The following is a 25032-nucleotide window of genomic DNA, read 5'->3' on the forward strand; positions in this document are numbered from 1 at the left end:
GCAAGCCCCCTCCCACACTGTCCACGCATGATCAGGACATTTGTTTATGCCCACTGCCCTTTACCGCTTCGTCCTCGCCGCTCTGCTGTTGCTGCCTTTCGCCGCACACGCCGGGGACGCCGAAGACTTCCTCGCCGCCAACCCGATGCAACAAGCCAAACTGCTCCAGGACTGGGCCGCCCAGCCTGACCCGGCGCGCATCGAGCTGGTCGCGGCCCTGCAACAAGGCCAGCTCACCCTCAACGGCGAAACCAGAACCGTACGCCTGAACAATCGCCTGCGCAGCCTGATCGATAACGTACAGGCCAGCCAGCAACTGCTTGCCGCCGATCCCAAAGTGCGCCTGGCGGCCGCCCGTACCCTGCAAAAAAGCGCCGTGCCTGCGCAACTCAAATTCCTCGACCAGCAGGTCGCCGCCGAAACCGATGAAGGCGTGCACACCGCCCTCAGCCTGGCGCTGGCCAACCTGCAACTGGTCGACCCCGACCCGGTGGTGCGCCTGGCCGCCGTGCGCCTGCTCGGCGGCACCGGCGACCCGCTGGCCCGCACCCGCCTGGAGGCGCTGCTGGCGCCCGGCGTGGAAACCGATGCCGCCGTGCACACCGCCGCCGAGACCAGCCTGGCCCAGGTCAAACGCAAGCTGATGGTTGGCGAGATCCTCGGCCAGGCGTTCAGCGGCATGTCCCTGGGCTCGATCCTGCTGCTGGCCGCGCTGGGGCTGGCGATCACCTTCGGCCTGCTGGGCGTGATCAACATGGCCCACGGCGAGATGCTGATGCTCGGCGCGTATTCCACCTACGTGGTGCAGCTGTTGATGCAGCGCTACGTGCCCGCCGCCATCGAGTTCTACCCGTTGATCGCGCTGCCGGTGGCGTTCTTCGTCACGGCCTGCATCGGCATGGCGCTGGAGCGCACGGTGATTCGTCACCTGTATGGCCGCCCGCTGGAAACCCTGCTCGCCACCTGGGGCATCAGCCTGATGCTGATCCAACTGGTGCGCCTGGTGTTCGGCGCGCAGAACGTCGAAGTGTCCAACCCCGAGTGGTTGTCGGGCGGCATCCAGGTGTTGCCAAACCTGGTGCTGCCCTACAACCGCATCGTGATCATCGCCTTCGCGCTGTTCGTGGTGGTGCTGACCTGGCTGCTGCTGAACAAAACCCGCCTGGGCCTCAACGTGCGCGCCGTCACCCAGAACCGCAACATGGCCGCCTGCTGCGGCGTACCCACCGGGCGCGTGGACATGCTCGCCTTTGGCCTGGGATCGGGCATTGCCGGCCTGGGCGGCGTGGCGCTGAGCCAGATCGGCAACGTCGGCCCCGACCTGGGCCAGAGCTACATCATCGACTCGTTCCTGGTGGTGGTATTGGGCGGCGTCGGTCAGTTGGCCGGTAGCGTCATGGCCGCGTTCGGCCTGGGCATCGCCAACAAGATTCTGGAGCCGCAGATCGGCGCGGTGCTCGGCAAGATCCTGATCCTCGCGCTGATCATTCTGTTTATCCAGAAACGTCCGCAGGGACTCTTCGCACTGAAAGGACGGGTGATCGACTGATGAACCAGCCATTGATGCTCACGGCCGCGCAAAAGGCCGGCCCCAGGATAACGATTGCGGTGGGCGCGGTGATCCTCGCCGTGCTGCTGGCGCTGCCGCTGCTGTCGCTTTTGCCGGCGGATAACGCGTTGCATGTGTCGGCCTACACCCTGACGCTGGTGGGCAAGATTCTCTGCTATGCCATCGTCGCCCTGGCGCTTGATCTGGTGTGGGGCTACGCCGGGATGTTGTCCCTGGGCCACGGTCTGTTCTTTGCGCTGGGCGGCTATGCCATGGGCATGTACCTGATGCGCCAGGCCGCAGGCGATGAGCTGCCGGCGTTCATGGCCTTTTTGTCGTGGACACAATTGCCCTGGTACTGGGCCGGCACCGATCACTTCCTCTGGGCCCTGTGCCTGGTGGTATTGGCGCCCGGATTGCTCGCGCTGGTGTTCGGCTTTTTCGCGTTTCGCTCGCGAATCAAGGGCGTGTATTTCTCGATCATGACCCAGGCGCTGACCTTCGCCGGGATGCTGTTGTTCTTTCGCAACGAGACCGGTTTTGGCGGCAATAACGGCTTCACCAATTTTCGCAGCATCCTCGGGTTTGGCATTACGGAACCTGGCACGCGCGCCGTGCTGTTCATCGCCACCGTGCTGCTGCTGATCGCCAGCCTGTACATCGGCTGGCGCCTGGCGCAAAGCAAGTTCGGCCGGGTGCTCACCGCCCTGCGCGATGCCGAGAACCGCCTGATGTTCTGCGGCTATGACCCACGTGGTTTCAAGCTGTTCGTGTGGGTGTTGAGCGCAGTGCTGTGTGGCCTGGCCGGAGCGTTGTATGTGCCACAAGTGGGCATCATCAACCCCAGCGAGATGTCGCCGACCAACTCGATTGAAGCCGCCGTGTGGGTGGCGCTGGGCGGGCGCGGCACGCTGATCGGGCCGTTGCTCGGCGCCGGCGTGGTCAATGGCATGAAGAGCTGGTTCACCGTGGCCTTCCCGGAATACTGGCTGTTCTTCCTCGGGGCGCTGTTCATCATCGTCACCCTGTACCTGCCCAAGGGCGTGATCGGGCTGCTGAAAAAATGAGGAACGTCATGCTGGAACCTATCTTCGATGCGGGCAGCGGCCGCGATGCCATCGGTATCGGCCAGGCCGCAGGCAAGGGCCTCAATACGCGCCACGGCACGATCCTGACCCTGGAAGACATCAGCGTCAGTTTTGATGGTTTCAAGGCGCTCAACGATCTGAACCTGTATATCGGCGTGGGCGAACTGCGCTGCATCATCGGCCCCAACGGCGCGGGCAAGACCACGCTGATGGACGTGATCACCGGCAAGACCCGCCCCAGCCATGGCAAGGCCTGGTTCGGCGAAACCCTGGACCTGACCAGCATGAGCGAAGTGCGGATCGCTCAGGCCGGCATCGGCCGCAAATTCCAGAAGCCCACGGTGTTCGAAGCGCTCAGCGTGTTCGAAAACCTGGAGCTGGCGCAGAAGACCGACAAGTCGGTATGGGCCAGCCTGCGTGCGCGCCTGAGTGGCGAGCAAAAGGACCGCATCGAGGAAGTGCTCGAGACCATTCGCCTGACCGCCTCGGCGCAGCGCCCGGCCGGGTTGCTGTCCCACGGGCAAAAACAGTTTCTGGAAATCGGCATGCTGCTGATGCAGGACCCGCAACTGTTGCTGCTGGATGAACCGGTGGCGGGCATGACCGACGCCGAAACCGAGTTCACCGCCGAGCTGTTCAAGCGCCTGGCAGGCAAGCATTCGCTGATGGTGGTGGAGCACGACATGGGCTTTGTCGGTTCGATTGCCGATCACGTGACCGTGTTGCACCAGGGCAGCGTGCTGGCCGAAGGGTCGCTGGAACAGGTGCAGGAAAACGAGCGGGTGATCGAGGTTTACCTCGGTCGCTGAAAGGTGAGAGGTATGCACACCTGCTCGCCACAGAAGCCAGGCACCCGAACGATTTGAGGAGAATCTGAACATGCTGCAAGTCGACAAGCTGCACCAGTACTACGGCGGTAGCCACATCCTGCGCGGGCTTTCGTTTGACGTGAAGATCGGCGAAGTCACCTGCCTGCTCGGACGCAACGGCGTGGGCAAGACCACCCTGCTCAAATGCCTGATGGGTTTGCTGCCGGCCAAGGAAGGCGCAGTGAACTGGGAAGGCAAAGCGATCACCGGCTACAAGCCGCACCAGCGCGTGCACGCCGGCATTGCCTACGTGCCCCAGGGCCGGGAAATTTTCGCTCGATTGACGGTGGAGGAGAACCTGTTGATGGGGTTGTCGCGTTTTCCCGGCGCCGAGGCCAAGGAAGTGCCGGCGTTCATCTACGAGCTGTTCCCGGTGCTGCTGCAAATGAAACATCGACGCGGTGGCGACCTGTCCGGTGGGCAGCAACAGCAATTGGCAATCGGCCGCGCCCTGGCCAGCCGCCCGCGCCTGCTGATTCTCGATGAACCCACCGAAGGCATCCAGCCGTCGGTGATCAAGGAAATCGGCGCGGTGATCAGGAAGCTCGCGGCGCGCGGCGACATGGCGATCCTGCTGGTGGAGCAGTTCTACGACTTTGCCGCCGAATTGGCGGACCAGTACCTGGTGATGTCGCGGGGTGAAATCGTGCAGCAGGGCCGTGGCGAAAATATGCAAAGCGAAGGTGTACGCGGCCTCGTAACCATCTAACCTGTGGCGTCCCGACACTAAGCCAAAAACCATGAACCTGCCCGTTTCCCCTGCCCTGTTCACCCCCAGCTGGCACGCCGCGCTGGACCTCGGCTACGCGCGTTTCGGCGATACCACGCGCCCGGTGATGCGCCGGCACATCGGCCCGTTGCGTGTGCAAAAACACCTGTACGCCGAAGGCCCCGAGGTGTGCCAGCACATCATCGTGCACCCGCCCGGCGGCATTGCCGGCGGTGATCGCCTGGATATCCGCGCGCACGTCGGCGAAGGGGCCTGGGCGCAACTGACCAGTCCCGGCGCGGCCAAGTGGTACCGCGCCGGCGGCCCGGCGTTTCAGCAACTTGAACTGACGGTGCAGGACGGCGCCACGCTGGAGTGGCTGCCCCAGGAAACCATCGTGTTCAGCGCCGCCCAGGCCGAACTCACCACGCGCATCGAGCTGCACGGCGACGCCCGGCTGTTCTACTGGGACGTGGTCGCCCTGGGCCGTCCGGCCAGTGGCGAGCGCTTCGACCTTGGGCACTTTCAATCGCACCTGGATATCCGCCGCGACGGCCAGTTGCTCTGGCATGAGCGCCAGCGCATTGTGGGCGCCGATGGCCTGCTCGACTCGCCCATCGGGCTGGACGGCCAACCGGTATTTGCCACCCTGCTGCTCACCGGCGACATCGACCCTGACTTACTTGAAGCCTGCCGCGCCCTGCCCCATGCGGTGCGCGGCGACCTGACCCAACTGCCCGGCCTGCTGGTGGCCCGTTGCCTGGCCAGTGAAGCGCTGCTGGCGCGGGCCTGGTTGATTGATTTATGGCGTTTGCTGCGCCCGGCGGTGCTGGGACGGGAAGCGGTAGCACCGAGAATCTGGAGCACATGAAGATCAACACTGTGGGAGCAAGCCCCCTCCCACAGGGATCTACAGTGTTTTTATGAATGTAGTCTGAAGGACCTTGAACCATGGATCTGACCCCACGGGAAAAAGACAAACTGCTGATCTTCACCGCCGGCCTGGTTGCCGAGCGCCGCCTGGCGCGGGGGGTGAAGCTCAACTACCCGGAAACCATCGCCTACATTTCCGCTGCGCTGATGGAAGGCGCGCGCGATGGCCGCACCGTCGCCGACCTGATGCACTACGGCACCACCCTGCTCAGCCGCGAGCAGGTGATGGAAGGCATCCCGGAGATGATCCCGGATATCCAGGTGGAAGCCACCTTCCCGGACGGCACCAAGCTGGTCACCGTCCACCAGCCCATCGCGTGAGAGGCCGGCCATGATTCGTGACGCCATTGAAAGCGACCTGCCGGCGATCTGCGCCATCTACAACGATGCGGTGCTCAACACCACGGCGATCTGGAACGAGCAACCGGTGGACCTGGCCAACCGCCAGGCCTGGTTCCAGGTGCGACAGGCCCAGGGCTACCCGATTCTGGTGTCCATCGAAAACGACGAAGTCACCGGCTACGCCTCGTTCGGCGACTGGCGGCCCTTCGAAGGCTTTCGCTACAGCGTCGAACACTCGGTGTACGTGCGCAACGACCAGCGCGGCAAAGGCCTCGGCCCACGGTTGATGGAAGCCCTGATCGAACGCGCCCGCACCTGCGGCAAACACGTGATGGTGGCCGCCATCGAAAGCGGCAACCGGGCTTCGGTCCGCCTGCATGAACGCCTGGGGTTCATCACCACCGGGCAGATGCCGCAAGTGGGCATCAAGTTCGGCCGCTGGCTGGACCTGACCTTCATGCAAATGGCCTTGAACCCAGGCGCCGAACCGCCCAAGGAGTGACATCGATGAGCACTGCGCAACTGCGTCGAGTCAATGCTGAAAGCTTTGCCCATTACCGCCTGGGGCTGATCGAGCTATTGCTGGACGCGGTGCGGCATGGCGCTTCGGTTGGTTTCATGGCCGACGTCGACGAGGCCCAGGCACGCGCCTATTTGACCGGCGTACAGGCCAGCATCGAAGACCAGAGCCTGCTGCTGTGGGTGGTAGTGCGCGACGAGCAGGTGATCGCCAGCGTGCAGTTGGCGCTGTGCCAGAAAGCCAACGGCCGCAACCGCGCCGAAGTGCAAAAGCTGCTGGTACACAGCAGCGCGCGCCGCCATGGCCTGGGCCAGCAATTGATGAACGCTCTTGAGCTTGCCGCGCACCAGCACAAGCGCGGCCTCTTGTACCTGGACACCGAGGCCGGCTCCGGCGCCGAAGCCTTCTATCAGTCGCTGCACTACATCAAAGTCGGCGAACTGCCCGACTACTGCCAAAGCCCGGACGGGCGCTACAGCCCGACCGCCATTTACTTCAAGACCCTGGGGCACCCTGCATGATTCCTGGTGAATATCAGATCCAGCCTGGCGAGATCAAACTGAATGTCGGCCGCCGCACCGTCACCCTGAGCGTGGCCAACAGCGGCGACCGGCCGATTCAGGTGGGCTCGCACTATCACTTTTTCGAAACCAACGACGCGCTGACCTTCGACCGCGCGGCGAGCCGGGGCATGCGCCTGAACATCCCGGCGGGCACGGCGGTGCGCTTTGAGCCGGGGCAGAGTCGCGACATCGAGTTGGTGGATTTGAGCGGTGGGCGGCGGGTGTTCGGGTTTGCCGGCCGAATCATGGGTGATCTTTAGGGCCTCATCGGGCGCAAGCCCCCTCCCACAGGGGAACGTATTGCAACTGTGGGAGGGGGCTTGCGCCCGATAGCGGTTTCACATTCAACACATTTTTTCAGGGTTCACACACATGAAAATCAGCCGCCAAGCCTACGCCGACATGTACGGCCCCACCGTCGGTGACAAGGTCCGCCTGGCCGACACCGAGCTGTTCGTCGAAGTGGAACAAGACTTCACCGTCTACGGCGAAGAGGTCAAGTTCGGCGGCGGCAAGGTGATCCGTGACGGGCAGGGCCAGAGCCAGCTGCTTGCCCATGAAGTGGTCGACACACTGATCACCAACGCGCTGATCATCGACCACTGGGGCATCGTCAAGGCCGATGTGGGCCTCAAGAATGGCCGTATCCATGCAATCGGCAAGGCCGGCAACCCGGACATTCAACCCGGCGTGACCATGGCCATCGGCGCCAGCACCGAAGTGATCGCCGGCGAAGGCATGATCCTCACCGCCGGCGGCATCGACAGCCACGTGCATTTCATTTGCCCGCAGCAGATCGAAGAGGCGCTGACCAGCGGCGTCACCACCATGATCGGCGGCGGCACCGGGCCGGCTACTGGCACCAATGCCACCACTTGCACCTCGGGTCCCTGGCACCTGGCGCGCATGCTCCAGGCCAGCGATTCATTCCCGATGAACATCGGCTTCACCGGCAAGGGCAACGCGAGCCTGCCCGAGCCGTTGATCGAACAGGTCAAGGCCGGCGCCATCGGGTTAAAGCTGCATGAGGACTGGGGCACCACACCGGCCAGCATCGACAACTGCCTGAGCGTCGCCGACCAATACGACGTGCAGGTGGCGATCCACAGCGACACCCTCAACGAATCGGGTTTCGTCGAAACCACCCTGGCCGCGCTCAAGGGCCGCACCATTCACACCTACCACACCGAAGGTGCCGGTGGCGGCCATGCGCCGGACATCATCAAGGCCTGCGGTTTCCCCAACGTGCTGCCCAGCTCCACCAACCCGACGCGACCGTTCACGCGCAACACCATCGACGAACACCTGGACATGCTGATGGTCTGCCATCACCTGGACCCGAGCATTGCCGAAGACGTGGCCTTCGCCGAAAGCCGCATCCGCCGCGAGACCATCGCCGCCGAAGACATCCTGCACGACCTCGGCGCATTCTCGATGATCAGCTCCGACAGCCAGGCCATGGGCCGCGTCGGCGAAGTGATCACACGCACCTGGCAGACCGCCGACAAGATGAAAAGACAGCGCGGTCCACTGCCCGGCGACGGCCCTGGCAACGATAACTTTCGCGCCAAGCGCTACATCGCCAAATACACCATCAACCCGGCCATTACCCACGGCGTGAGCCATATCGTCGGTTCGATTGAAGTGGGCAAGTGGGCCGATCTGGTGCTGTGGCGTCCGGCATTTTTCGGTATCAAGCCGACCCTGATTCTCAAGGGCGGCGCGATTGCCTCAAGCCTGATGGGCGATGCCAACGCGTCGATTCCCACCCCGCAACCGGTGCACTACCGCCCCATGTTCGCCAGCTTCGGCAGCTCGCTGCACGCCACCAGCCTGACCTTTATCAGCCAGGCCGCCCAGGACGCCGGATTGCCCGAAGCCCTGGGTCTGAAGAAGCAGATTGCGGTGGTCAAGGGCTGCCGCAACGTGCAGAAATCCGACCTGATCCACAACGATTACCTGCCGGACATCGAAGTGGACCCGCAGACCTATCAGGTCAAGGCCGACGGCGTGTTGCTATGGTGTGAACCGGCCGAGGTGCTGCCGATGGCGCAGCGGTATTTCCTGTTCTGATCAAGGCCGGTCACGCGAACCTGGTTTTTATCATGCTCTCGGTGTACCCGTAATCCATACGCAGTTCGACGCCTGCCGGGATGTCCTGGGTCGCAAACAGGGTAGTCAACTGATACGTCGTCCTCTTGCCTGAGACACTGCTGGCGTGCTCGGCCTCGACCTGGAAAGGCACGCATTCGACGTTGTAGCCCCCGCTCGCCTGTCGCACGGGCTTGCCCTGGGGGTCATAGTCGAAATGTGTGTTGATCCTGGAGGTGATGGTATCGCCGATGATAAAGATCGGGGCGGAACGATAGCTGCCTGCATCGGGCAGCAGTTTGTAGCCCACGACCATGCCGAATGTACTCTCCGAGCGCACCGACATCTCGTAGGGAATCACTACCCCACCGTACAGACCGATGATTTCGCCCTTGGCGATCCGCCGGTTGGCCACCACCATGGACTGGCCGATCAAGGCTTTTTCTCCGGGCACTTGCACGTCGTCGGCGGTGAAGGTGCGCCATTGCAGCTTCTCTTCATACAGGGCCGCCACGCGTTCATAGCCTTCAAACTGGATGTAGGGCTTGATCGGAGTCGAGGCATAAAGGGCTCCGGAGTCCATCCGCGCCTGGCGCTCCAGGCTGCGGATACGAATCGGCCGGCCCTGCAGGTCCCTGAGGGGATACTTGCCGTTGTTGGCGCGGTTATAGCGCCCCAATTCGTTCTTCTGGGCCGAGAAGTGCACGGCCTGGCGCATGAAGGCGAGCTCGTCAGCGGTGTAGGGCGTGATCGGCATGGACTCCGATGCCGACTCATACTCGTCGTCTGAAAGGCCCCCGCCCTTGAGCCCCCTGCGCTTCCACATCCCGGCCGCATCCGGCTTGGCGATGATGCCGCTGCTGACCAGTTCGTAAGGGTTGTCCGAGCTTTGCACGCGCAACAGATAATGCTGCCCATCCCCGGCGTCCGGCAGGCTTGCGATGAAATACGGTTTGCCCTCGAACTCGATGGCCTGGGCGTGCGAAAACGGCAAGGTGAACTGACCGAACACCGGCTCAATCAAGGTTTGGAGCGGCGCCTGAGGGAGCAGGTGGGCGGCGATCTCCTGGCGGGTCAGGGTGTCGATCAGCGCGGCATCATCAATCGCCAGTTGGGCTTGCAACGCCTTGGCCTGCGAGTCATAGACCGACTCGGTCAGGGTGCCGTCAGAGAACCTGTCGTGCAAAGCGGCCATCCGGTCCTGATACGGTTTGCTTTGGGCCTCGAACCTTGGTCGATATTTCTGCGTCACGTAGTCCTGCCAGAACTCCCGGGCCAGCAGCGCCTGGAACATCTGCGCCGAGTTGTCCAGCGCCACAACGCTGGTGTAGGCGGCGTCCAGCATTGGCGGGGTCACCTTGCCCAACTGCATGAACTTGACGTCCCGTGGCTGCCCAGGCAGTTGCAAGCGGTCCTTGAGGCCGTAGCGATAGGCCAGACGGATTTCGACCTCTTCCAGGCGCGCCAACTGCACGGCTTTCTCGGCGGGCGTCAACACCGCGTTGGCGTTGATGGTGGTCCGTCGCTGATCAATATCGCGCAGGGAAATCCGCTCAACCTCGTCCAGACGGAACAACCCTTTGGACAGGTTCGACAGTTCCACGCCCTGGGTCGCATCCAATGCCTGGAGCCGGGCCTTGTCGACCAGCGTCATGATTTCCAGGTTACTGAACGACAGCGCCGCCCGGTCGCAGCAGGCCGCCCGGCCTGCCCACTCGAACATTTGCTCGCGCAGGCTTTCCGATTGCGTGGAGTTGGCAGTGATGGAGTCGATCACCTCCCACACACGTTGCTGCAGGTCTTCATGCCCGCCGCTGGTGGTTTGCAGGTCTCTGAGCACGTCGAAAAAGCCTTGCGAGCCGGTCTGCCCACGCAAGCTTTGCCACTGGATATTCCGGGTGGCCGCCTCGGTTTCCGACAACCCGACGACCCAGCGCCGAAACGCTGCACCGTTGCCACCGCCCGACACCGCTTGGTTAGCCCTGCGCGGCGCCGTCACTACCAGGCGATTGGGGCGCTCGGGCGACGCCAGGCCTGCACGCTCAAGTCGCTCGCCATAGGCACGCACCTCCTGCAGGGTGGTGTCGGTCCAGGGGTTATCACTCGCATCTGTCACGTTGTTAACACGGGCGGTGGTTGCCAGTTGCTCGTCGGAGGGCGCGATCAGCGAGCCGGGAATGGTCGTCATTCGGTTGCCTGAGAGGCCTACCCCATCAAGCAGCGGCTGCTCGAGCAAACCTGCAGGCCAGGTATCCAGGCCGGTGTGCGCCAGGTTGAGAGAACGCATGTCGGTGATTCGAGTGAAGTCGGGCGCTATTCCCAGGTTGTTGTAGCTCAGATCCAGCGCGCGCAGGGTGACGCGTTCAGACAGAATGCTGGCCGCCTCAGGGGTCAGGCGGATGTTGTTAAATTGCAGGAACAAGCGCGTCAATCCGTGCATTTGGCCCACAGCCGGCGGCAGTTCATGCAACTGGTTGCCCGACAGGTCCAGCCAGCGCACGCCTTGGTAGCGTGCCAGGAAACCTTCGGGGGAGACGGTCAGGTTCATGTTGTTGAGCTTGAGCGACCCCACATGGCTGAAGTCCGCTTCCAGGTCGGGCAGGCTGGGCAGGCGAAGGCCGCCAAGGTCCAGTTCCAGGCCAATCGGCGTGCCGTCGGAGGCCAGCCTTTGCGGGCTGTCTCGCCGCCAGCAGCGCAAAATGCGTTGCCGGGCTTCGTAGCGCCCACTGTGCACCGCCACATCCATTTGCCATTGCTGCGGCCGCACATAGCGCTGCCGAGCGCCGATACCCGAGAACGTCCAGGCGTCCAGTTGGGATTCAAGACGACTGAATTCACGCTCCAGCGCAAGCAAGCGAGTCCCTGCATCAGCCCCCAGCGTCCAGATGAATGCCCTGATCTGCTGAGCGCTGTAGTCCGGGTAGAGCCTGCGCATGATCGACTTGCCCGTGCCCATACCGCTGTCGAAAGCGTCGTGCAGCGCACCGGCGGCGAGGTCGGGATGGGACTCGCCGAGGCGTTTCCAGTAAGCATCGAATACCCGCCAGTAGTCCTTGGGAAATGGATTGCCGCCCAGCAACGTGACCCGGTTGATCCTTGCGATGGTTTCGAGCTGTTCCGGTGCAGGGTTCAGGTGTGCCTCGGGAACCCGGCGCAGGTTATTGTTGCGCAGGTCCAGAAGCTCCAGCGAGGGCTGCAAGCCGGCTGGCCATTGGTCCATTTGCGTAGCGTCGAGATTCACGCGTTTGAGTCTGGGCATCGCACCGAAGTCAAGGGGCCTGCCCAGTGGGTTGTTTCGCAGGTTGAGTTCTTCAAGAGCGGTGAGCCCGCTCAGCGTTGCCGCGCTTTGCGCAGTGAGGCGAATGCCATTCCACGCCAGGTCCAGAGAGGTCAGGGCCTGCATGCCGGACAAAGCCATAGGCAGTTCAGTAAGATCGCAGCTCAACTTCAAGCGCTGGAGATGTGTGAAGTGCCTGAGAAACGCGTCGACGTTTCCCCCGGTCTTGGACCCGACCACCTCCAGCACCTGAACATGGCTGAAGTCCGCATTCACGACAGGCAGCGTTGCGCCGTGCGTATTCAGTGTCAGATGCTCCGAACCCTCTGTACGGCGCCAGCAACGCGCTATGTCCCTGGCCGCACCGGCGGCCCAACCGCCGTTACGCTCGAACGCGCTTTCCGCAGATGGCGACGTGTTGTCTTTGACCCAGCGCTTCAATGTGCGCTCCAGCATATCGATTTCAAGCTCTCGCCGGGCCAGTCCTCCTGAGACATCGCCGCCCAGGGACCGAAGGAACTCGCTGACTTGCGCATCACTGTAGGACGGAAACAATTTGCGCACCCGCGCCTCGGGCGAGCGCAACGCCTGGGCGGTTCTGCTCAGCAGCTGGCGAAAACCGGGGCCGCCGCCAAACAGCCGCAGCGAAGGATGATAGGGCGGTTTGCGCACCGGATGTTCCAGCAACACCCTGCGCAATGCCGGGCGCGGCAGAGGGGATCGTTCAATGGCTTGCTTGAGCTGCACCGCGTCGCTGATGCCCAGGCCTTGACGCTCTGCGGGCGCCAGCGCTTCCCACGCGGCGGCGTAAATATCGCCGGGATGCAGGCCCGCAAACAGCCCGTTCTCCTGCAATACCAGGGTTTTGGTCAGCGGCGCGCCGGCCGCGCCGATAGCATCCAGCAGCGGCCCCTCGGCCGAATAATGCCGCAATTCCACGCGTGTGCCGCCAGGCCAACCCGGCAGCGTTTGCAGGGTATGCAACGCCAGGCGCTGGCTGTCGATCACGTGCAGTGTGTCCAGGTGCAGCCCTTCGTAGGCGCGGGACACACGGGTTTCCTGCGCGCACCAGCGCATCCGCTCGGCGAGGGTGTTGGGCAGCCGGCCGCTGGCGTGAAAATGTTCCAGTGCCGCGGCGTCCAGGCCTTCGAGCATATGCGCGGCCATTGGGGCGGAAAGCCCGGGGTAATCGGCCTGCACGCGTTGTACATCGGGGTCCGTGGAGCGTGTTGACGCGGCATATCGCTCGTCCAGCAGTGTGCCTTTGAGCGTGTCCACCGTACTGGCGATGAACCTGCGCAACAGGCGGGCGCGGACCGACAACGGATCTTGAGGGCTGCCGGGTATTTCCAGCAGGGCTGGGTCAACACCTTGCAAGGTGTAGAGCACACCGTCGAGCAGTTGGCCGCTGTCGATCTCGGCCTGGCTGATCGGCGCAATGCGACGCTCGGCGGAAGCCGGGCCGACGCCTTCCCACAGCACCTTGCCACTGGAGTCGAGCACGCGCAGGGGCGAGCTGTGCGACAGCATGCCGCGCCGCTGCATGATGTCCAGCTGCAGCGCCAGGTCTGCCTGTGCGTAGACCTTGGGGTCGCTGCTGCTCATCTGCTCGACAAAGGTGCTGAGTTGCTGATGGATCTGGAAACGCTGGATCGTCTCGTCCAGCACCATAGGCAACGGCTCATGGTCCACAAAGGTTTCGCGAAGGGTGGGCGCTTCGACGCCGCTGATGCGCACCTGGTCCGCGTAATGCTCCAGCCCCAGGCGCCGATACAGCGTGTGCTCGTCCCACGTCAGCGGTTCTTCAAGCTCATGGCTCCAGGTGCCCTGAGGGTGACGTGCGACTTTTGGCGCGTAGGCCTTGGGCCGCGTCGGGTGCTGGATGCGGTATTCACCGGTCTGCGCATCCGGGCTGACCTGATAGGACTTGCCCTCGATAGAGAGCAGTGTCTTGCCGTCGTGTGCACGCAGGCCTGGCGCATCAGGGTTGGACGCGGATGTCGGCGTGACCGGTGACTCATAAGGCTCAAGGTCGGCCTTCCACAACATCTGCTTGCCCTTGGGCATGATCACCGGTTTGTAGCGGTCCAGCACGTTCATGTACTTCACGCTGGGCAGCACCTTGGCGCCGGCAGCAAAGAACGCCGCATTCAGGGCCACCGAGGAAAAATGCGCCCACATCTCCCGGACCTCGCCCTGCTCGGCCGCTTCGATGCCTTCGAAGACCTCACCGCACATTTGCGCCGCACCCACGGCCAGCATCACAGGCCCCAACCCCGGCACTACGAAAGCGGCCAGGTTCAGAAAGCTGACGACTGCATCCTGGTAGCTCTCCAGCCGTCGGTTACGCGCCTTGAGATCTTCATCGCCGGTCGGCACGGCAACTGCCCTGGCATCGTTGAGCGTCTTGTCGATGAACGCCTTGGCCTGATGCACCCACAATGTGTCGGTAACGGCCGACTCGCCAAGACTCAAGCGTTCCGGATTGGGCTGGAGTGGGTAGTCGAGCGAGGCGTCGCTCTGGTCGGCGGGTTGGTACCGCTGATTGAACTGGCCGAAGAACGCCCCTTGCTCACGCGCAGGTACAAAGCTGCTGAAAAAACGCCGATAGGATGCACTGTGCAGGCGCATGCGCAGGTCGGCCATGAAGTCGGCGCTGGATGCGTATTCCTTGAGGGGTTGCTGCGGGTCGTTGGGGATAAACACCAGCACCCGTTCGACGCGCTCGCTGCGCAGACGATCCGGGCCGATCAGGAGGGGGCCGACCAACTGGATGTCGAAGATTTTCAAGGCGGCGAATGTCAGCGGGCGCCCATCCAGGTTTGCGCCAGGCGTCTGGGCCAGCACGCGTTTGAGCATTCGGTAGGCTTCGTCGCTCACGCCTGAATCGATCTCGCCATTGCCTGGCACGCTGGCGATCTGCAAATGCGCCACCTCAACGCTCAGCGCCAGTTGTTGGCGGTAATAATCCTGCAGAAGCTGCTGCACCTTGTCGCGCTCAACGGTGGCCGCCGGGCGCAGCACGCTCTTGAGGTGTACCTGATAACGTTCGCCCAGGTTGAGCGTACGGCAAAGTTTGGCGAAGGCATGCGGGGCAATCGGCACGGCGTGTTCCCGGAGCGCCTCAAACGAGGGAATCGCTTCGCCGTCGAACCCGCTGTAGCGGGTAATGATGTGGCAATCGTCGCAGGATGAAGGGAGTTCTTCATCAGGCTCGAAGTTGGCCAGTGCGGCCTCCAGCAGTGACACATGCAGGTAGCGTTCGTTAAGTGACGGATCGGCCTGGCGCTCCAGGGTGAACGCGCCGAACAGGTCAGTGCGACCATTGGTGTAAGCGTACTTCCTGGCGAAGTAGACGTTCTTCACATCCAGGTCGAGGTTGAAGGTGCGCTTGATCGCTGCTGTCAGGGCTTCTTCGGCAAAATCCAGTACATCGGTGATGTCGCCCAGGGTCTGCTCAAGCGCGTTGAGTGCGGCCCGGTAGCCAGTGTGGGTGGCCTCCAGCACTCGTCGGGCCTGGGGCAGCGCCGCCTGGTACCACGTGGGCAGTTGGTGCAGTTCGTGGCTGGCGAGTTCTTCCTGGCGCTGGGTGCTGGCTTGATTGAACCAGTCGGGCACGCGTGCCTTGAGGAAGTCGTAATGCGCGCCACGCAGGTCGACGTTGAAGACGCCGTGGGTGGGGAGTGTGACAAGCTGCGGTGACATAAGGGCCATCCTGGAAAGACTGTTGAAAAACCAGCCTATCGAATGGCCCTGGTGGGCAATGCCTACCTATTTATGGAGGCTCAGAAATGCTCGCGAGGGTTGAACGCGGCTTTTTGGGCCAGCGCCCGCCACAAGGCCTTGACCTCTTCGTCGCTGCTTTTTGGCATCACGGCCTTGAGCTGCACGAACAGATTACCGCGCTCGCCGGCCCTGTTCGACAAGCCATGGCCCTTGGCGCGCATGCGCTGGCCGTTCTGGCTGCCGGCCGGCACCTTGAGGTTGATTTTGCCGGTCAGCGTCGGCACGGCAACCTCGGCGCCGAGCTCCAATTCCCAGGGTGCCAGCGGCAGGTTGATGATCAGGTCGTTGCCGTCCACTTCAAATTTGGGATGCGGCGCAAACCGGATGATCAGGTACAGGTCGCCATTGGCCCCGCCGCCGATGCCGGGCGCGCCCTGGGCCTTGAGGCGGATGCGCTCGCCGTCGGCCACGCCGGCGGGGATCTTCACGTTCAGGCTCTTGGTGGTGTTGCTCACATGCCGGCCCGAAGCGTCATATTGCGGCACCTGGAAGCTGATCTGCTTGGACTCGGCCGAGAGCGTCTCCTCCAGCGAGACCGTCAGTTGCATCTCCACATCCTGGCCCTTGCGCCCGGCCGGACGACGTTGACCGCCGCCAAAGCCGTCGCCGCGATTGCCGAAGATCGAGCTGAAGAAATCGGAAAAATCCTCAGTACCCGCGCCGCCGCCAAAGCCGCCACGGCTCTGCCAGCCCGGCGGGCCCTGGAACGGCTGGCCGTGCTGGCCGTATTTGCGCAATTCATCGTATTCGGCGCGTTTGTCGGCGCTCTTGAGCGCTTCGTAGGCTTCGGACGCGTCCTTGAACTTGGCTTCGGCGTCTTTTTCCTTGCTCACGTCGGGGTGATATTTGCGCGCGAGCTTGCGATAGGCGGCCTTGATTTCCTTGTCATCGGCGCTCGGCTCGACACCCAGAATCTTGTAGTAGTCTTTGAAATCCATCGGCGGTTCACCTTCCTTAAATCGAGATCGCACCGCCCGTTCCACACCGTGCGATGGTTTGCACGTGTTGAGTGGTGTGCCCGGGGGTGCGTCAAAGTGTTATCGGCGCGTGCCGTATGCAGCAGATGTGGGGGCGAATCGCGCCGTTTCAAGCACTATTTAACGGATGGTCGGCCTACGCATCCGCCTTCGACTGGCATACACTGCGCGGCCGTTTTTCAACCGGAACCCGATAGACATGAAAAACTCTTCCCCAGCCCGTGCCTGCGGTATCGACTTCGGCACGTCCAACTCCACCGTCGGCTGGATCCGCCCCGGCGAGGAGACGCTTATTGCGCTGGAGGACGACAAGATCACCTTGCCGTCGGTGGTGTTCTTCAACTTCGAGGAGCGCCGCCCGGTGTACGGCCGCCTGGCGCTGCACGAGTACCTGGAAAACTACGAAGGCCGGCTGATGCGCTCGCTCAAGAGCCTGCTGGGTTCCAAGCTGATCAAGCACGACACCAGCGTGCTCGGCACCGCGATGCCGTTCACTGACCTGTTGGCGCTGTTTATCGGCCAGCTCAAGAGCCGCGCCGAAGCCACCGCCGGTCGTGAGTTCGAAGAGGTTGTGCTGGGCCGCCCGGTGTTCTTCGTCGACGACGACCCCATGGCCGACCAGGAAGCGGAAAACACCCTGGTGGACGTGGCCCGCGCCATCGGCTTCAAGGACATCTCGTTCCAGTACGAGCCGATTGCGGCGGCGTTCGACTACGAGTCGACCATCCAGAAGGAAGAGCTGGTGCTGATCGTCGACATCGGCGGCGGTACGTCCGACTTCTCGCTGGTGCGCCTGTCACCGGACCGCCGCCACAACGACAACCGCCAGAGCGACATCCTCGCCACCGGCGGCGTGCACATCGGCGGTACCGACTTCGACAAACAGCTCAGCCTGCAAGGCATGATGCCGCTGTTCGGCTACGGCAGCCGCATGAAAAGCGGCGCCTACATGCCCACCAGCCACCACATGAACCTGGCCACCTGGCACACCATCAACTCGGTGTACTCGCAAAAATCCCAGCTGGCCCTGGGCAGCATGCGCTACGACATTGAAGACACCGGCGGCATCGACCGCCTGTTCAAGTTGATCGAGCAGCGCGCCGGGCACTGGTTGGCGATGGAGGTTGAGGAAACCAAGATCCAGCTGACCCATGAAGACCGCCGCCACGTGGCGCTGGACCGGATTGAAAAGGGCTTGAGCGTGGACTTGAGCCGGGCGCTGTTCGAGTCGTCCATCGACAATTTGCTGGAGCGCATCCGCGCCAGTGTCACGCAGTTGCTCAATGACGCCTCGGTGAGCGTCGAGCAGGTGGACACCGTGTTCTTTACCGGCGGCTCCAGCGGCATCCCGGCGCTGCGCCACAGCATCTCGGCGATGCTGCCGAATGCGCGGCATGTGGAAGGCAATATCTTTGGCAGCATCGGCAGTGGTCTGGCGATTGAGGCAAGCAAGCGCTACGGCAGTTGAGTTCCCGGGAGCATTCCCACGCAGAGCGTGGGAATGCTCTTTGTGCTCTGCAACTGCATTGTCCACGGGCCCGTTCCTTTGATCAGAACTGAATATCTGAAAAGCTGTAGGGCTCAAGTGGCGCGAGCTGAGAGAGAAAGATCAGGTGCTCAACGGCCTTTACCTTTTCAAGATGATCAAGCGTGTCTGGGCCACCGAGCATCAGTGCTGGAACGTAGCCATACATCTCGTCGTGGCGCAGGGTGCCGAGCTTTTTCCTGGCGGGTTTGAAGAGATCGCCAAAGTCGTTGGATTTCACGCTTATGGACAGTAAAAAGTCCTGAAGCCTGCGGTCCATTATTTCCGGTGTGGGTTCGAAGTCGTGGATAACGCACCGAGAAACAATGCTGCTTATCTTCAGGGAATATCCGGTCCTTTCGCCCCACAGGTACAGGCCGCCAAATGCACCGCGCGCAATCAAATGGTAAGTATCGTGCTGTTCAAGCTTCGTCCCCTCAATCCATGAAGCCACTACCCCCTCATATTCCTGCGGATTTACCAGCCAGAAAATCCCGTTACCGTATCCGCTCCAACCGTGTTCAGCCCAGTACTCCAGCAGCTTGTCAGGCAGTTTGCCTCTGTAGCGCTCGATGCTTGATACCGGCACTTCCTGTCGGTCGATAGGGCCACCAAGCTCTTCTATAAAAAGTGTAAATACCTCGTCCACGTATGCCTCCTTGATCAGCATTTATGCAATTTTACGTTAATAAAAGTTGATTTCCGCTGATATTCCGGGACTTTCTCAGCAGCCTCTTTCAGGTTTTGAATTTTTGGCCTCCACTGCGGCCCGATGCTGGAATTGACTTGCCGATCACCGAAATCGGCGATGACATCCTTGCCGCCAGCCTTCAGATCAGGATTATGGAGTGCGGCAAGGCTTGCCATCGTTTCCCTTGCTTTCTTAATTGCAGCTTGCTTTGCAGCACCGGGACCCAATTCTACGAATTCAATTTGAAATCTTGCGCGCAACCTTTCCTCCAAGTCTTGTCGGGCCTGCCTGGAAGCTTTAGCACTGCGCTTCACCGGACTCGCAATATTCTCCAAATACTCCTCAACCGTCAGCCGATTCAACCCACCCTCCTGCCCCTTCAACTGCCGCTCGAATTCTCCCACCTTGTAAACCGGCAGCTTGTCCGCCTTGAAGCACTCAACCTCGTGCAGCAGCATCGTGTTCGGCTTGCCTTTACCAGGCTCCTTGTCTTTGCCGGACGGTCGATTCGACGGCGTTGTCTCCCCAGGGCTCAGTGCGCCGCGCCGGGGTTCCGGCGGTTTCAGGGCGGGATGCTGCTTCAGCGCGTCTTCATGCTTGAGCACCCACTGGCCAAGCCTGGCGCCGCGTTTGCTGGCGAGCATTTCGCTGGCGAGCACGCTGGCGTTCCCGCGGCCTCGCGTCAGGTAGGCGACGATGGCGCTCAGCAGCAGAATCACCACGGCCTCATGGGAGCGCGCGATTTCCGACGCACCTTGCCGCGCCGGAATGTGGTCGCTGGAGAACGACCCCATGGGATTGCCAACTCGCTCCTGCGGGCCTTCCCAGGCGGTGGAAATCCCTCTGATGTAGCCCGCCGCGATGGGCTTGAGGCCTTCGGTAAAGAACTCGGCGATGGAGGCCAGCCCCAGCGCGCCAAGAATCCACGAACTCGCCTGCACGCCTACCGCCGCGCCGGCCATGGCCCCCGGGAATGCGCCCACGCCGCCCGCCATCAGGCCCGCTCCGCCACCGATCATGGCGCCGCCCAAGGCACTGCCGATAATGATCATGGCCATCTCGGCCACCACCTTGACCAGCTCGCCAAGCACGCTGCGAATATCAAGATCAGCGAAGCGCTTGAGCAGGTTGTACACGGCTTCTTTTTCGGCAAGATCGCACGCCAGGCGCACGCAATTGATGCGGCGACGGATCAAATCCATGCTCGGCGCATTAAAGGAACTGGGTGCGCCGAGCGGGTTAAAACCCCGGTGGCGCTCCCCAATACCGTGCCATCTGAAGTGGCGTTCGATCTCTCTTTCAATCTGAAACCAGCTCGGAATACCCCATAAAGACATGCATCGCTCCTGCGGGCGGGAAGAGTGGAGAAAACTTCACCGCACACATTTACTGTTTTCGCAGATTTCGCGTCCGCGCTGGGCTGACAGATCCAGGCAGGGAATAAAACAGCAACTACTGATGATGAGCAGTTGGCGAGTTGCGGCGGGCGTAAGGTGTTTTAAAGTCCGAAGTAACTTACTGAACTTTAAAATTACCAGCCACCGAAAGCAGTGCAGATAAAACCAATAGGAAGATTCACATAACGTCCCAGGACGCGAGTGCAAGAAGAGTCTTACATATGAAGTGCTTTATCCGGCTTTATTACTTGGAAGGGATATAACCAACGTATGCCGCGGGTCAGTGGATGCGCTGCGGCGAATTCATATGTTCCTCCCAAATTTTGGCACTGTGTACAGCCCGGATTCCTTGCCACGACGGTCGCCTTTTATCGGGCAGGCGCAAGGTCAAGGTGATGATCGTGAAAGTCTGCCAGAGACTGGCGATGGGCGACGCTGATGATCGCGCTTGTCGACAGTTGAGCAATCAATGCCTGGTACAGATGCCGTTCGGTCGCTGCATCGAGAGCGCTGGTTGCTTCATCAAGGAAGATGAAATCGGGGCGGTGCAACAATACCCGCGCGATTGCCAGGCGCTGCTGCTCACCACCTGAAAGCACGTGCTGCCAGCGCTCGGTTTGGGTGAGTGAGGACGCGCGGTGTTCAGGGCAGCAGTCGATCAGCACCTGGTGACACCGAGCATCGGTGAAATGATCGGCTTCGGCGGGGTAGCACAGTGCAGCTTTCAGGGAGCCGGTCGGGATGTAGCTCTTTTGCGGCAGGAACATCAGCTGTGCTCCAGACGGCAGCTCGATGTCTCCGACACCGTGCGACCACAGGCCCGCACAGGCGCGCAGCAGCGTACTTTTACCGCAGCCGGAAGGGCCGCGAATGAGCCAGCGTTCTGCGGGATTGACGCGCAAGTCTTGCACGGTCGCCAGCGGCTGGTGCATCGGGGACTGCAAGGTGAGCTGGTGACAGATCAGTGCCGAGGTTTCACCTTGCCTGATGTTGATGGGGTGCGGCTGGGCCTGAGCCTTGTTGAAGGCCCAGTGCAGGTCTCTGAGCCGATTGGTCCAGGCCATCCATTGAGTGAAATTTCGGTAGGCCTGCTGGAAGAACGAGAGTCCACCGCTCGATCAGCCCTCGGGTAACCCAGGTGCGCCAGCGCAACTTCAGATAATCCTGGAAGATCGTCGACGTGATGGGCAGCAACACCGTGATCAGGCCATAGCCAAAGGTCAGCAGCAGCAAAGGCTTGATCGTCGACCAGTCCAGCTCGATCAACGCATCGGTGGTTTTGCCCTGAACATCGTTGAGCGCGATGTGTGCATACAGCGTGGTGAAGCTGATGGTCAGAATGACCACCAGCAAGGCCATTGCCTTCCAGCGCTCAGCGCTACGCCAATAGGGAAGCACCAACCCGAGGATGCCTGGACGTTCGGCGGCGTGGAGGGCGTTGTTGCTCACTGACGGTCATCCGGTGCAATGGCATTAACTTATACAGGCAAAGAAATCGAGAACGTAACGGAGGGATGAGAATTCAACTGAAAGGGCTTAAACCATCCCACCCAGCTTCAGCTCGCTCTTGAGGTACGCATAGTAAATCGGCCCCGCCACCACGCCCGGCAAGCCGAACGCGGCTTCGAACACCAGCATCGCCAGCAGCAGTTCCCACGATTTGGCGCTGATCTGCCCGCCGACGATGCGGGCGTTGAGGAAGTATTCGACCTTGTGGATCACGATCAGGTAACCCAGCGCCGCCACCGCGACCCAGATGGACAGCGACAGCGCGACGATGGTGATCAGGGTGTTGGACATGAGGTTGCCGATCACCGGCAACAGGCCGAGCAGGAAGGTCAGCACGATCAGGGTTTTGGTCAGGGGCAGGTGGATACCGCACAGCGGCAGCACCACGGCGAGGAAGATCGCGGTGAAGGCGGTGTTGAGCGCAGCGATTTTGATCTGCGCGAAAACGATGTTGCGAAAGGCCTGGACCAGCAGGTGCAGGCGGTCGAACAGCGCGGCGGCCAGGGGTTTGCGCTTGGTCAGGTCGGGCACGCGCTGCAGGGCGATGATGGCGCCAAGCACCATGCCGATCAGCAGGGTGACGAACATGTGCGCAGCGTCTTTGCCCACCAGTTGCAGTTCGCTCAGGTGCTTGCTCAGCCAGTCGCCGATGGCTACGCGAAATTCGGCGGCGCTGGCGGGCAGGTAGGCGTCGAGGAACGGCGGCAACTGGCCGCGTGCGCGGTCGACCACGCCCATGAATTTGTCGAGGGAGGCGCCGGGGTTTTCCGCTTCGTGCAGCAGAAAGCTGATGGCCCCGGCGAAAATCAGCGCCAGCACGCTGACGATCAGCGTGCCGAGCAAGGCCACCGCCAGCCAGCGCGCGCGGCGACCTTCGATCAGCCGTTGCAGTTGGGGGGTGAGCATGTTGACCAGCTCATAGACCAGCAGGCCTGCCAGCAGGCTGGGCAGCAACTTCAGCGGCAGCACCAGCAGCAACCCGCCGAAAATGATGATGTAGCTGGCCAGCAATATCACGTGACGCTGAGAAAACGTTGGCATACAGCCTCAGAACGAACGGCGATAAAAGGATGGGCAGTCTGCCAGCGTTCCAGGAATCAAGCGAGAGGTGACGCTCTGAATGCGATCAAGTGTGGGAGGGGGCTTGCTCCCGATGGCAGTGTGTCAGTCAATGTATCGCCTACTGAACCACCGCTATCGCGAGCAAGCCCGCTCCCACGGGGGATGTGCGCTGTCAGTTGCCCTTGAGGCACGTGCTCATGTAGGCCTTGCGCGCATCGCCGGCCAGCGCCTTGGTTTTTGCCGAGGCGTTGCAGTCCTTCATCTTTTGCTGCTGCGGCGTGACAGTCTTGGCGTCATTGGCGGCCGGGGCCGAGAGGCAGGTCTTCATGAAGGCCTTGCGCTCGTCGCCCTTGAGGGTTTTGGTAGTGGCTTCGGCGTTGCAGGTGGTCATCTTGTTTTGCTGGGCGGTGGCGGCAAAGCCTTGGGAACACAGCAACAGTCCAATCATCAGCAAAGGAATACGCAGCATCTTCATGGAGTTTCTCCCGGTTACCGCGCCGACGGGCACGGCTTGGGCAGAGTGTAGTCAAACCCTGTTACACCTTCCTGCGCGGACGGTGGATAATCCTCGCCCATCCACCTATACGGCGATGTTCATGCAATACGCGTATCCCCTGCTGGCCATTTTTATCTGGGCCGGCAACACCGTGATCAACAAATTGGCGGTGGGCTCGATCTTCCCGGCCGAAATCGGCTTCTACCGCTGGTTGCTGGCGGCGCTGCTGTTCACCCCGTTCATGCTCAAGCCGGTGATTGCCCACTGGTCAGTCATCCGCCCGAACCTGCGCAAGGTCTTCGTGCTGGGTGTGCTGGGCATGGCGGTGTATCAGAGCCTGGCCTATTACGCGGCGACGCTGACCTCGGCGACCAACATGGGCATCATCCTGTCGCTGATGCCGTTGATGGCCCTGACTGCCGCGATTATCAGCCTGGGCCAGCGCCTCACCCACGGCGCGCTTGCCGGTGCGGTGCTGTCGTTCTCCGGCGTGGTCGTGGTGGTGTCGTCCGGCAGCCTGGGCGCGCTGCTGCAACACGGGGTCAACCTCGGCGACGGCATGATGCTGGTGGCCACCCTGGCCTACGCGGTCTACAGCACCCTGCTGAAAAAATGGCAACTGCGCCTGCCGCCGTTGGTGTTGTTGTACTTGCAGGTGCTGGTGGCGGTGGTGGTGCTGTTTCCGCTGTTCCTGTTCTCACCCAAGGCGGGCCTGGGCTGGGCGAACGTGCCGCTGGTGCTGTACGCGTGCTTGCTGGCATCAATGCTGGCGCCGCTGGCGTGGATGCATTCGGTGAAGACCCTGGGACCGAGCCGCACGACGCTGTTTTTCAATTTACTGCCGTTGATCACCGCGCTGATTGCAGCCGTGGTGTTGAAAGAAGAACTGGCGCTTTATCACCTGGTGGGTGGATTGCTGACTCTGGGCGGGGTGATCCTGTCGGAGCGCTGGACGACACCGGTAAGCCAGAACCGTCAGCAAGGCCCTCGTGACACATCCGGTAAAATCCAATAAAACTTTTTGCCCTGGCCGCGACTCACAACCTGTAGCGATCACGCCGACAGAGCGTGGCGTACAACCGGATTAGCACCAGGAGATTGAGATGACCGAAGCACACTTGACTGACGTTGCGACCCTGCGCAGCCGCGCCCGCCAGAACGTCGAAAACGGCGCCGTGACCGAAGGCTACAACGCCGACCGCGAAGAAATCATTCGCCTGCTCAACGCATCGCTGGCCACTGAGCTGGTGTGCGTGTTGCGCTACAAGCGTCACTACTTCATGGCTAGCGGCATCAAGGCCTCCGTCGCCGCCGATGAATTCCTCGAGCACGCGACCCAGGAAGCCGAACACGCCGACAAACTTGCCGAGCGCATCGTGCAACTGGGCGGCGAGCCTGAGTTCAACCCTGACCTGCTGTCGAAAAACTCCCACGCGCAGTATGTGGCGGGTAATTCGCTGAAGGAAATGGTCTACGAAGACCTGGTGGCCGAGCGTATCGCCGTGGACAGCTACCGCGAAATCATCCAGTACATCGGCGACAAGGACCCAACCACCCGCCGTCTGTTTGAAGAGATTCTGGCTCAGGAAGAAGAGCATGCCGACGACATGGCGGACATTCTCGAAAGCCTGTAAGTCGTCACGCAAAA

At 61.8% G+C, this 25032-nt stretch carries 21 protein-coding genes; 13 read left to right on the forward strand and 8 right to left on the reverse strand.

Features of this window, described 5'->3' with window-relative positions:
* Positions 1–46: 46 nt before the first annotated feature.
* The 10 genes from urtB to ureC all read left to right on the forward strand — a co-directional run bounded on the left by urtB (position 47) and on the right by ureC (position 8646).
* Positions 47–1549, forward strand: coding sequence for an urea ABC transporter permease subunit UrtB (gene urtB, locus TU79_RS20510; protein ID WP_057009710.1), 1503 nt, complete (start codon positions 47–49; stop codon positions 1547–1549).
* Entirely contained in the window at positions 1549–2616 is a 1068-nt protein-coding gene (urtC, locus tag TU79_RS20515) for an urea ABC transporter permease subunit UrtC (protein ID WP_057009711.1), read from the forward strand. The genes urtB and urtC overlap by 1 nt, the downstream gene beginning before the upstream one ends.
* On the forward strand, positions 2613–3446 hold the full coding sequence (gene urtD, locus TU79_RS20520; RefSeq protein WP_162276076.1) for an urea ABC transporter ATP-binding protein UrtD: 834 nt from the start codon (positions 2613–2615) through the stop codon (positions 3444–3446). The genes urtC and urtD overlap by 4 nt, the downstream gene beginning before the upstream one ends.
* Before the next feature lie 70 nt (positions 3447–3516).
* Positions 3517–4215 carry an urea ABC transporter ATP-binding subunit UrtE gene (gene urtE / locus TU79_RS20525; RefSeq protein ID WP_057009713.1) on the forward strand — a complete coding sequence of 233 codons (699 nt, stop codon included), beginning with the start codon at positions 3517–3519 and terminating at the stop codon, positions 4213–4215.
* Positions 4216–4246: 31 nt separating this feature from the next.
* A complete protein-coding gene (locus tag TU79_RS20530; protein WP_057009714.1) occupies positions 4247–5086 on the forward strand; it encodes an urease accessory protein UreD in 840 nt (279 codons plus the stop codon).
* An 80-nt stretch (positions 5087–5166) separates the two neighbouring features.
* Entirely contained in the window at positions 5167–5469 is a 303-nt protein-coding gene (gene ureA / locus TU79_RS20535) for an urease subunit gamma (protein ID WP_003171437.1), read from the forward strand.
* A gap of 10 nt (positions 5470–5479) precedes the next feature.
* Positions 5480–5992, forward strand: coding sequence for a GNAT family N-acetyltransferase (locus TU79_RS20540; RefSeq protein WP_057009715.1), 513 nt, complete (start codon positions 5480–5482; stop codon positions 5990–5992).
* 5 nt (positions 5993–5997) lie between these two features.
* Positions 5998–6531, forward strand: a complete 534-nt coding sequence (locus tag TU79_RS20545) for a GNAT family N-acetyltransferase (protein ID WP_057009716.1) — start codon at positions 5998–6000, stop codon at positions 6529–6531.
* Complete coding sequence (locus TU79_RS20550) at positions 6528–6833, forward strand: urease subunit beta (protein ID WP_057009717.1); 306 nt, start codon at positions 6528–6530, stop codon at positions 6831–6833. Before TU79_RS20545 ends, TU79_RS20550 begins: the two co-directional genes overlap by 4 nt.
* A 112-nt stretch (positions 6834–6945) precedes the next feature.
* Positions 6946–8646, forward strand: coding sequence for an urease subunit alpha (gene ureC, locus TU79_RS20555; protein ID WP_057009718.1), 1701 nt, complete (start codon positions 6946–6948; stop codon positions 8644–8646).
* 10 nt (positions 8647–8656) lie between these two features.
* Here ureC and TU79_RS20560 read toward each other — a convergent pair whose 3' ends face one another.
* Together TU79_RS20560 and TU79_RS20565 are read right to left on the reverse strand one after the other, a co-directional pair.
* Positions 8657–15646: an NEL-type E3 ubiquitin ligase domain-containing protein gene (locus tag TU79_RS20560; RefSeq protein WP_057009719.1), complete on the reverse strand. Its 6990-nt coding sequence runs from the start codon at positions 15644–15646 to the stop codon at positions 8657–8659.
* 80 nt (positions 15647–15726) lie between these two features.
* Positions 15727–16665, reverse strand: a complete 939-nt coding sequence (locus tag TU79_RS20565; RefSeq protein ID WP_057009720.1) for a DnaJ C-terminal domain-containing protein — start codon at positions 16663–16665, stop codon at positions 15727–15729.
* A gap of 238 nt (positions 16666–16903) precedes the next feature.
* Here TU79_RS20565 and TU79_RS20570 point away from each other — a divergent pair, with 238 nt between their 5' ends.
* Positions 16904–18172: an Hsp70 family protein gene (locus TU79_RS20570; protein WP_057009721.1), complete on the forward strand. Its 1269-nt coding sequence runs from the start codon at positions 16904–16906 to the stop codon at positions 18170–18172.
* An 82-nt stretch (positions 18173–18254) separates the two neighbouring features.
* On the opposite strand, the gene TU79_RS20575 is transcribed toward TU79_RS20570, so the two are convergent.
* From TU79_RS20575 to TU79_RS20600, 6 genes are all read right to left on the reverse strand, one after another.
* Positions 18255–18878 (reverse strand): GAD-like domain-containing protein, encoded by a 624-nt coding sequence (locus TU79_RS20575; protein ID WP_057009758.1) that lies wholly within the window; start codon positions 18876–18878, stop codon positions 18255–18257.
* Positions 18879–18892: 14 nt separating this feature from the next.
* Complete coding sequence (locus TU79_RS20580; protein WP_057009722.1) at positions 18893–20257, reverse strand: DUF6861 domain-containing protein; 1365 nt, start codon at positions 20255–20257, stop codon at positions 18893–18895.
* Positions 20258–20685: 428 nt separating this feature from the next.
* Positions 20686–21249 carry an ATP-binding cassette domain-containing protein gene (locus tag TU79_RS26430; protein WP_057009723.1) on the reverse strand — a complete coding sequence of 188 codons (564 nt, stop codon included), beginning with the start codon at positions 21247–21249 and terminating at the stop codon, positions 20686–20688.
* Between the two features lie 43 nt (positions 21250–21292).
* Positions 21293–21766: a hypothetical protein gene (locus TU79_RS26435; protein ID WP_197675634.1), complete on the reverse strand. Its 474-nt coding sequence runs from the start codon at positions 21764–21766 to the stop codon at positions 21293–21295.
* Between the two features lie 87 nt (positions 21767–21853).
* The gene (locus TU79_RS20595; protein ID WP_003236152.1) at positions 21854–22867 is read right to left on the reverse strand and encodes an AI-2E family transporter; all 1014 of its coding nucleotides are present in this window, start codon (positions 22865–22867) and stop codon (positions 21854–21856) included.
* Positions 22868–23060: 193 nt separating this feature from the next.
* Positions 23061–23363 carry a PsiF family protein gene (locus TU79_RS20600; protein WP_057009725.1) on the reverse strand — a complete coding sequence of 101 codons (303 nt, stop codon included), beginning with the start codon at positions 23361–23363 and terminating at the stop codon, positions 23061–23063.
* A gap of 121 nt (positions 23364–23484) precedes the next feature.
* Between TU79_RS20600 and TU79_RS20605 the strand changes: the two genes are divergently transcribed.
* Both TU79_RS20605 and TU79_RS20610 read left to right on the forward strand, forming a co-directional pair.
* Positions 23485–24399 carry a DMT family transporter gene (locus TU79_RS20605; RefSeq protein ID WP_057009759.1) on the forward strand — a complete coding sequence of 305 codons (915 nt, stop codon included), beginning with the start codon at positions 23485–23487 and terminating at the stop codon, positions 24397–24399.
* A gap of 88 nt (positions 24400–24487) precedes the next feature.
* Positions 24488–25018: a ferritin-like domain-containing protein gene (locus TU79_RS20610; RefSeq protein WP_003236159.1), complete on the forward strand. Its 531-nt coding sequence runs from the start codon at positions 24488–24490 to the stop codon at positions 25016–25018.
* Positions 25019–25032: the final 14 nt, after the last annotated feature.

The organism is Pseudomonas trivialis (genome assembly GCF_001439805.1).
Taxonomy (GTDB): domain Bacteria; phylum Pseudomonadota; class Gammaproteobacteria; order Pseudomonadales; family Pseudomonadaceae; genus Aquipseudomonas; species Aquipseudomonas trivialis.